Here is an 8000-nt window from a genome sequence, read left to right on the forward strand (position 1 = left end):
TATTAAGTGTGGAACGTTATCCCCATGCCCGCAAAGAGCCAGCCTAATAAACTGGCTTTTTTTTGAGTCTTTTAATTGCATATAACAAAAGAGGTATATTTCTTGAAGGTAAATGTTAGAAAATATGTAAAAAAAAGTTACCAAAACCTATGTACAGGGTTTCGAAACCAGTGTATACTATGTTTGTAAACGAGGTGAAACAATGCCTACAGAGAAGAATAAGAAGTTTGAGACGTTCTATACAAACAAGATGGGCTACTATGGTGTAGATAACATCAAAGACGCCGAAAAAGCATACAAAATGGAGCGTATGATTGCCAAAAATATAGTCGATTTTGGTGAAGAGAAAGTTGAAGAGTGGATTGAATTAGCTAGGGTAACAGGCATCAACGACAGAAAGAACAGACTTAAAAAAAGAGGATGGAGATAACGGGCAATTGTCCATCTCTTTTTATGTAAATAGTTTCGAAACCCAATCTAGGAGGAAATGACGATGAACAATAATGAAAAAGGGTTATTAGAAGGACAGTTTTTTTGGCTGGTAGAGGGATTAAATGAAATGCTAGAGGAAGCAAACCCAAATGAGGATGAATATGCAACATTACATAACGTTGATATGGATCGCCTTTCAGAATGCGTTCAGTTAATGTGCGTCGTGACAAATCAATTAAAATAGGTATAATATTTATTAATCCGAATATAAACAAATATAAAATATCAGAAGATTATAATATATGTTTATATAGATTCAATACATACATGAAAGGTGGAAAATGGGAATGAAAATTGTTGATTATAGGTTTGTGAACGAAGGTATAATCAATGGATACTTTACATTAAACTATGGGAAAATAGGGATAACAGGATGTACACATTTTTATAGAGAAGGGAAGCATTGGTTTACTTTTCCTCAGAGAAAGTATGAGAAAGACGGAAATGTTGAATATATACCAGTTATTCTCGTAACTAAGCAAGCAAATAATGAGTTACAAAATGAGTTTATTGCAACTTTACTAAGAGATGGATTGTATAAAAAAGATGAAAACGGCAATGTAATAAACTACGTAATGCCCCAAACGGAACCTACCGAGATTCACGATGAAGATTTACCGTTCTAAATAACGCATATTACTACATTCGGAGTTAATAGTGAGTAGTATATGATACCACAGAAGTTCCCTTTCTTTAAGTCTGTCTATTCGACTTTGTTCGTAGTATACTGGCTTTAAACGACAAAACGCCCATTTCCTCTTTACTTTGGTCGGTAGAAGGAAATGAGCGCACTCACGGCTTGTCTTGTATATGCTATTCTTGTTTTAACTAGTCTAAACGTACTGAATCGCCTTTCCGTTATGGAACGCTTTTTCCGTACACTTATTTATGAGCTAATTATAACAATAAAAAAGTTTATGTACAAGGCTTTCCGTTTATTTGTCGAATGCAAATATTGGAGGTCTTTTTATTATGCAAGAATACCAGCAACATATGATGCTAGAGTCCATAAAAGATTTATATTTACCAAAAGAAAACTATGTCAAAAAGAAGATTGTCACAAATAAAAAGGGTTGGACACATAAACGGAGCGCTCCAACTGACAAAGACATCATTACTCATATTAGTGGCGGGAATAATTTAGGCGTTTTTGGTGGTGCTACTGGTACAAAGTTTATTGTATTTGATGTAGACGCTAGGGAACGGGCAAAAGACGTCACTATGAAGCTGATAGACGCCTTAGAAAGTGAATATGGAATTAATAGAAGTCGTATATTCGTGTTTAATAGTGGTGGGAAAGGGTATCATGTCACTTTATACCTAGACAACATCATTATGTATGATGATTTACAACTGTTGTACAAGCAGGTTATCGCAATGGTCGGAGAAAACAAGAACGTAATCGAGTTACGACCAACGGAAAAACAAGCCGTGAAGCTACCTTTTTGCTCACATTATAAAACTGGTAACTATGCTGGCAACGTATCACCTTTAGACCTGTCTAATAGTCCGATAGACGAGTTTTTATTTCCTCTTAAACAAATAGTATTAAATGACTTGTTAAAGCGTGTAGCGGAACAAGAGGGGCTTATAATTGAACGTGGCAAAAAACTAACGTTTGATAAAGAAAATGCAGTCTTTTTGGACAACGTTTCAACGAATGTCAATCTTGATGTATACGATGCTGAAGATAAAGCGAAGTACATGGAGAGAATCTTGCGAAAAAACAGCTTAGAGTTTAAAAACACCCGTCACAACGTCACTTTTACACTAGCTACATACCTAAAAGATGTGTACTTGAAGAATAGAGAAGAAGTGAAGACGATTATTTATAACATTCTTTGCAATACATCGCCTGACATGTTTACTACATATGACCGAAAGTTTTTCGAAGAAACAACGAACATAAATGTTAATGATGTATTTAATAAACCTTATTATTTTGGTGGACGTAAGAAACTAGAAATTTATGAAAGTGAGATTATAGGACTCTTACAGCTTCCAGGACGAATAGAATTAAAACGCCTGGGTTTTGCATTCCTGATGCATGGAAAACGCTATATGAAGCCAAACGGAGAGTTTTATTTCAGCTATAACACTATTCAAAAGTATGTAGATTGTAGAAAGAATAATATTACTAAACAGATTGAGAAGTTAGTTGAGGGTAACGTGGTAGAAATCGTAAGACAAGGCGTGGCACACGCTAAGGAAAGCGAGAGAGAATGTACAATTTATAAGACGGTTTTAGATAATGAGGGTAAAAAAATAGAGTTGGTATACAACGATTCAGAGCCTCCACGCTTTGAAAGTATTGTATCTCAACTCATTGAGGAACAGGTCTTAAAAGACTTAGTTTCTCGAAAAGTATTTTCGACTCAATTCAAACAGTTTTATAAGTAGACGTTCTCAACCCCGAGAACATAATCAGTACTACTTAAACTTTGCTTCACACAATTAGATAGTAACATGAGCTATTTGCGGTTTGCAAGTGGCTTTTTTTGTTGTTATAGAGACGTTTTAACGCTGGTTACACATACGCTATTTAAGAGGTTTTATATAAAAAATGTGCCGAAAGGATACTAAAGAGTATTAAGAAAGGTTTTTGGGTTTTTCTTCGCTCTTTACAGGCATTTAAAAGACGTTAATTAATAGCTTTTTAACTACTTTTTCTTAAAAAGGGTACTAAATAACTTAAGTAACTCTTTTTGGGTTTTAAAAGCGTGAGCAACCACCCCTGTTTTTCTCTTGTACGGGTTACTACTTCTCTATGATTCTTATACTATTTACCGAAAGCATACTAAAGAGTATTAAGAAAGGTTTCTAGTGTACTAAGACATAAACAAGGGCATAGGGTTTCTTAAAAATGTACCTAAATAACTTATAAGGGATAGTGTCTTGTATAAGAGGGTGTATACTCCTTTAGGTGTATGGTCTGTGACAGGTGGCTTGTATATAGAGTGTGTGTAGTTGTTTGTCTTCAATGCCTTCTCTCATTGATGGTTGATGAATGAACAAAGAGTGTATGTGATGAGTGGTTGTCAATGAGCAGAGAGAAGGGAAGCCATACCATATATAACAGGTGGTGTATGTAGTGTTGCTGATACCTTCTATATAGGTTGCTTCTATATAACGAATAGAGGACGAGTGTATACATGATAGTTGTGTTGTCTCAAAGACTACTCAATAACTATAAGAGATAGTGCGGTGATGATAGGAAGGTGTGAGCAATGAGAGGATATGTAATAGATAGAGAGTGATAGAGTCCAGCGACTCTTTTTTTATTTCTTTCAACTTTCTTAAACAAATTTAAAAAACCTGTTTACAAATGTTGATAGCTATAGTATAATAAGGTTATAAGGAGGTGAGGCAAGGTGATGGAAACAATTAAAGATGTTGTAGCAATAATCGCTTCAGTGTTCGGAATCATAAATGTTGGTTTAGACATCCACACTAAAGCGACTAAGAAACTACAACAAAGCAAAAAGCGTAAACGTAACAAACGTAAACGCAAATAAGCAAGATGAGGGGAAAGGTTGACAGCCAGTTTCCCCTCATTACTATTATAACATCCGTCACCGAAAAACGATGAAGAAAATTAAACCAATTGATTTAACTGTATTTGTTATTTTATTTTTGTGGGCAATAGCCAATGATTTTAGTGTAATGACTACGTTGGATTGGATATGTATAGTTGTGGGGATTGTATATACTATCATGTTTATAATTAAGTTATGTATGAGAGGTGAAGAATAATGAAGTATCATTTAAATTCTAGGGAAGAAGTAGAAAGTTTTATCAGAGAAGAAGTTCTTATAACGGCGGAAGCAATGGAGATTTTAGGTGTTAGCCGTTCCCGTATGAGTGTTATGATTAAGTCTGGTAAGTTGACACCAATTAAAAAGCTAGGGAATGTGAGTTTATTTCTAAAAGCTGATATAGAATCCAAAAAAGAAGAATTAGAAGGATTACGAGAAAAGTTCCGTCCGTATGACGAGTAAGAAGGGGATTCCCTTTCTTATTAAAAGTCAATCCAAATCTATTTAACATAATGAAATAAGCATGTTTTTCTTTTGAATATGTGTAAAAATATTAAGTACAATTTGTACTGTTTTTTGTCGTTATAGCGGAAAATTAGTAATGCATACATCGGTATATGAAGGAGGACAGGAAGCCTAAAAAGGATTGAATAGAATCATGAATATTGGTAGGGAATCCGTGTATATTTGTGTATGTCATTGCATAATTAAATTATCTATATATCCACTATCTTTATACATCATCCCTAGGACTCGACAAACGTTGATATAACAGCGTTCTTCTTACAACTACCTATAACATGTATTATGTTTACTTCATGTGAATAATTTCACAATAATAGTCGCTCGTGGACGTCCTTCAATGGGGACTCGTTCTATCTAGTTGTAACCATCGGGATTACAACGGGGGGTATCGGACAAAAAATAAAACCCAACAGACGATTTTTTTCGGTAACTTTCCGAGGGTTTGGATACGGCTCTGTAAGGTAAGCTGACTTTCCAGCCAATCTTTTTAATCAGCGATTTTGTGCAATGAGTTTCATGTATACAAAGTGTTAAATGGAACAACAAATCTAATTATATATTAATTGTAGTGACAATTTAACACATCGCTATATTGACTATGATTGGGAGCGAAACGGATATGTTAGAGAACGAACAACAACATGATACAGACCAACAAACAGAAGAAACTTTTACAAAATCGGATATTGACGAAGCAGTCAACCAAGCTTTAGCGAATCGTGACGAAGCCGAACGAATCCAGCAGGAACGCACACAAGCAATGGAAAAGCTCGATAGTGCATTTGCTGAAGCGAATAACATTAAAAAGAGTAAGGAGTTGTTAGAAATAGCAGAAACACGTTTAAACAACGCAGGACTACCAAGCAGTTTAGCAAGCATGGTACAGAACAAAGACACTCGCATCATGAATGAGCGTATCGCAATTGTAAAAGCGTTAATCCAAACAGAAGCAAAGAAATCTATTAAAAAGAGTCTCGCTGGTAAAGTGCCTGAAAAGGAAAAAGGCGTATCCGCACTACAACAAAGTGCAGAAGCACAGGCATTTCACAAGGAGCTAAATAAATGAGTAAGCAACTAATAACTACCATCACTGGTGAAGGTGTTAACTGGCGTGTAGAAGATAGAGGAATCGTACTAGGACGTGGCAAAGCAAGTGACCACAAAGAAGTGCGGGACACTGTAAACAAACGATACGGCGGATATACAAGTGAAGACGTCCGATTGAGTACAAAACTATATGAAGAATTAAAAAGCACGTACAAAGAGACAGGAGAAGCCCCAAAAGGCTTTCTAGACGGAAATTATACATTGGAGGATGAATGAAATGGCAAATAATCCATATATCAAAGGTGACGTACACCGACCAGACTATAAAGGACTTTTAAAACAAGAGTTTTTTAATCAACAAGAAACGTTTAATGAGGGTTTAACGGGTTTTGAAGCAGAAGCACAGGCACTAGCGGAAAGAAAAGCCCAATTTGAAACAGAGCAGAAACAACTATTATCAGAGTTATATGTAAAGGCAATGTATGAGGTTGATGGAAAAGAGATTAATTTTGTCGATAGTAAAGCAGATATTCCAGTATTTGAAGATGAAAGAGCCTTTCAAATTGCAGAAGCAAACCGCGTATATATGGAACAAGCACCTGAAGAATATACAGTAGCGGAACGTAACAATATTAAATCAATCTATGATGTCTTAAAAGCCGAACGAGACACCTTTAACTCTCAATTTTCACTAATGACACGAGAAGAAGCAGTGGAACAGTACAAAGACGCTTTATTGCGTTCAAAAATAGCTGGTGACATGTCTGGAGAAGAAACGCTATTCCCAGTAGTAGACACAAGACCAAATGAAGAGGTAGCAAAAGACGCTTTTAACCAAGAACTCGAAGGTCAATAGGTCTAGTATTGGGCTTATTACGTAAAGGAGAAAGACATGGATAAGAACGAAACAAGAACCCTATTTGTAGATACGATGGTAAACATTAAGAGCAACCGCAAATCATACGAGAAAAAAAGATTGAACGGAAATAACCGTAAAGCGCTCTTATTAGCCGTTATGAGAGGTGAAGGTATTGGCGACAGTAAAAAGCCTTGCTAAACGATTAAATAAGCTACAAACCGCAAGAACGCCTAATGGCATAGTAATTCTAGCGAATAGTGAAAAAGGTGTAGCAGAGAAGTTAGAGAAAATAAAAGCTAGAAATATAGTGACTATCAATGGTGATATTCACCCCTTTTGTGACGTTTGCGAATGTCATTTTGAACGGTGTAAATGCAATGTGAATCATAATGGCTCTATGCATGTGAAGGAGCTGGAATACTGGCGTAAAACCGACCCTAAACACTACGGTACGATTATGAAACATAGCACGGTAAGAGAGGAAACCGACCCAACTGAAGGACTTCTAAAGTGGGTGAAAGGCGACATTCTTTATACAAGACCAAGCACCAACATAAAAGAAGCGCACGAACAAAATTTAGCTGGATTGAGTCCAGTTGTAAGAAAGGCATTGACAAAAGATGCAACTACATTACATTAACGGTGAGCCGACGCCCGAAACAGCCCAATACATTCATAACATTGAAACTATCAGGGGTTTGGAGCAGGAGTTAGGGTTAGAAAAGCACGGCATATATAGTTTGTCCTGGGATGATGTGAAAGCCCTGTATGACAGTGGGAAACTTACATATGCGCAACTAAAGATTATTTATAACCGAATGAAAGTCAAAGATACATCTATTCATAATACTTACTTAGATGAAGAGGGCAACATGATTGATGGTAGGCAATCAAACATAGTAAGAAACATTAAACGAGCGTTAGGAGGGAGACAAAATGACTACTAAACTGAAAACGACAGCCAAAAAGAAGCCGATTGAAGTGAATATTAATATTGATACACCAAAAGACGCTTTAATCACACGTAAAGCCTTAATGAAGCTATTCTGTGACCGTAAAATTGATAAGACTGATTTAAACGCCCTGTTATATTCATTACAAGGTGCAAGCAGTGAACACATGAACATGATTAACCTTACTAAGATTGAGCTGGAAAGCCGTCGTATTGACGTACAAGAGCGTGATGTTATTGTGAGGGAAGAAACAAAACTACGTTTAGAAGGCAAAATCGAAGCGTTAGAAACCGTTATTGAAGAGCTGGAAGCCGAAACAGTTAGATAAACTTTGTGAAGCAGTTAAATGTTGCATACAATATAAGAGTTGCTAACTACTTTAATTGGTTATTATCTTCTATTATCTCTACCTCTAGATTTCTGTCTAAGTGACAATAGATTGTGAAGGAGGCGCTGGTGAAAACTAGCGTCTTTTTTTCTATGTATACAAAGTAGCAAATGAGATTGCTATACGGGTGATATACTGAAAATACAATTTAATAGAGAAAAACAACTTATTTTTATAAGTCTGTTATCTCAACTTGTAAC

13 protein-coding genes are annotated in these 8000 nt (G+C 35.9%); all 13 read left to right on the forward strand.

The window, feature by feature from the left end; all coding sequences use genetic code 11:
* Positions 1-202: 202 nt before the first annotated feature.
* The 13 genes from FT637_RS28900 to FT637_RS28960 all read left to right on the forward strand — a co-directional run bounded on the left by FT637_RS28900 (position 203) and on the right by FT637_RS28960 (position 7740).
* Entirely contained in the window at positions 203-430 is a 228-nt protein-coding gene (locus FT637_RS28900) for a hypothetical protein (protein ID WP_193649162.1), read from the forward strand.
* 63 nt (positions 431-493) lie between these two features.
* Positions 494-676 carry a hypothetical protein gene (locus tag FT637_RS28905; protein ID WP_193649163.1) on the forward strand — a complete coding sequence of 61 codons (183 nt, stop codon included), beginning with the start codon at positions 494-496 and terminating at the stop codon, positions 674-676.
* Between the two features lie 103 nt (positions 677-779).
* The gene (locus FT637_RS28910; RefSeq protein WP_193649164.1) at positions 780-1118 is read left to right on the forward strand and encodes a hypothetical protein; all 339 of its coding nucleotides are present in this window, start codon (positions 780-782) and stop codon (positions 1116-1118) included.
* 370 nt (positions 1119-1488) lie between these two features.
* Positions 1489-2892 (forward strand): hypothetical protein, encoded by a 1404-nt coding sequence (locus tag FT637_RS28915; protein WP_193649165.1) that lies wholly within the window; start codon positions 1489-1491, stop codon positions 2890-2892.
* A gap of 971 nt (positions 2893-3863) precedes the next feature.
* A complete protein-coding gene (locus FT637_RS28920) occupies positions 3864-4007 on the forward strand; it encodes a hypothetical protein (RefSeq protein WP_153580007.1) in 144 nt (47 codons plus the stop codon).
* Between the two features lie 237 nt (positions 4008-4244).
* Entirely contained in the window at positions 4245-4490 is a 246-nt protein-coding gene (locus FT637_RS28925) for a helix-turn-helix domain-containing protein (RefSeq protein ID WP_193649166.1), read from the forward strand.
* Positions 4491-5172: 682 nt separating this feature from the next.
* A complete protein-coding gene (locus FT637_RS28930) occupies positions 5173-5619 on the forward strand; it encodes a DUF4355 domain-containing protein (RefSeq protein WP_193649167.1) in 447 nt (148 codons plus the stop codon).
* A complete protein-coding gene (locus tag FT637_RS28935; RefSeq protein WP_193649168.1) occupies positions 5616-5876 on the forward strand; it encodes a hypothetical protein in 261 nt (86 codons plus the stop codon). Before FT637_RS28930 ends, FT637_RS28935 begins: the two co-directional genes overlap by 4 nt.
* Position 5877: 1 nt before the next feature.
* On the forward strand, positions 5878-6456 hold the full coding sequence (locus FT637_RS28940) for a hypothetical protein (protein WP_193649169.1): 579 nt from the start codon (positions 5878-5880) through the stop codon (positions 6454-6456).
* 36 nt (positions 6457-6492) lie between these two features.
* A complete protein-coding gene (locus FT637_RS28945; RefSeq protein WP_193649170.1) occupies positions 6493-6657 on the forward strand; it encodes a hypothetical protein in 165 nt (54 codons plus the stop codon).
* Positions 6632-7099: a hypothetical protein gene (locus tag FT637_RS28950; RefSeq protein WP_193649171.1), complete on the forward strand. Its 468-nt coding sequence runs from the start codon at positions 6632-6634 to the stop codon at positions 7097-7099. Before FT637_RS28945 ends, FT637_RS28950 begins: the two co-directional genes overlap by 26 nt.
* Positions 7080-7406 carry a hypothetical protein gene (locus tag FT637_RS28955; protein ID WP_193649172.1) on the forward strand — a complete coding sequence of 109 codons (327 nt, stop codon included), beginning with the start codon at positions 7080-7082 and terminating at the stop codon, positions 7404-7406. The genes FT637_RS28950 and FT637_RS28955 overlap by 20 nt, the downstream gene beginning before the upstream one ends.
* The gene (locus tag FT637_RS28960) at positions 7396-7740 is read left to right on the forward strand and encodes a hypothetical protein (protein WP_193649173.1); all 345 of its coding nucleotides are present in this window, start codon (positions 7396-7398) and stop codon (positions 7738-7740) included. Before FT637_RS28955 ends, FT637_RS28960 begins: the two co-directional genes overlap by 11 nt.
* Positions 7741-8000: the final 260 nt, after the last annotated feature.

The organism is Bacillus cereus (assembly GCF_015071065.1).
GTDB lineage: Bacteria > Bacillota > Bacilli > Bacillales > Bacillaceae_G > Bacillus_A > Bacillus_A cereus_BA.